Source organism: Paraburkholderia sp. SIMBA_054, assembly GCF_046534875.1.
Lineage (GTDB): Bacteria > Pseudomonadota > Gammaproteobacteria > Burkholderiales > Burkholderiaceae > Paraburkholderia > Paraburkholderia hospita.
In genome coordinates this window covers 1-464 of sequence record NZ_JAWRXV010000246.1, presented here as the reverse complement: position 1 = coordinate 464, position 464 = coordinate 1, and the positions used below count along the sequence as shown (strand labels likewise).

General features: G+C 61.4%; 1 protein-coding gene. It reads right to left on the bottom strand.

Annotated elements, in window-relative coordinates; genetic code table 11:
* Window positions 1–464 (bottom strand): electron transfer flavoprotein subunit beta/FixA family protein (locus SB822_RS54970; RefSeq protein ID WP_410858832.1); only part of this gene is annotated, 464 nt, incomplete at both ends.

Here is a 464-nt window from a genome sequence, read left to right as displayed (position 1 = left end):
ACTTTGGCTTCGGTCTTCAGCTTCTCGACCAGCGTCTTCACATCGGCCACCTTCACACCAGCCGAGCGCTTCGGCGGCTCGCTGACCTTCAGCGTCTTCAGACGCGGCGTGACATCGACGCCCAGATCTTCGGGCTTCACGATTTCAAGCGGCTTCTTCTTTGCCTTCATGATGTTCGGCAGCGTCACATAGCGCGGCTCGTTCAGGCGCAGATCGGTCGTGATCACAGCCGGAAGCGTGAGCGACAACGTTTCCGCGCCGCCATCCACTTCGCGCGACACCGTCGCCTTGCCATCCGCCACGACAACCTTCGATGCAAACGTCGCCTGCGGGAGATTCGCCAGCGCAGCGAGCATCTGGCCCGTCTGGTTGGAATCGTCGTCGATCGCCTGCTTGCCGAGAATCACCAGTTGAGGCTGTTCCTTGTCGACCAGCGCCTTGAGCAGCTTCGCCACAGCCAGCGG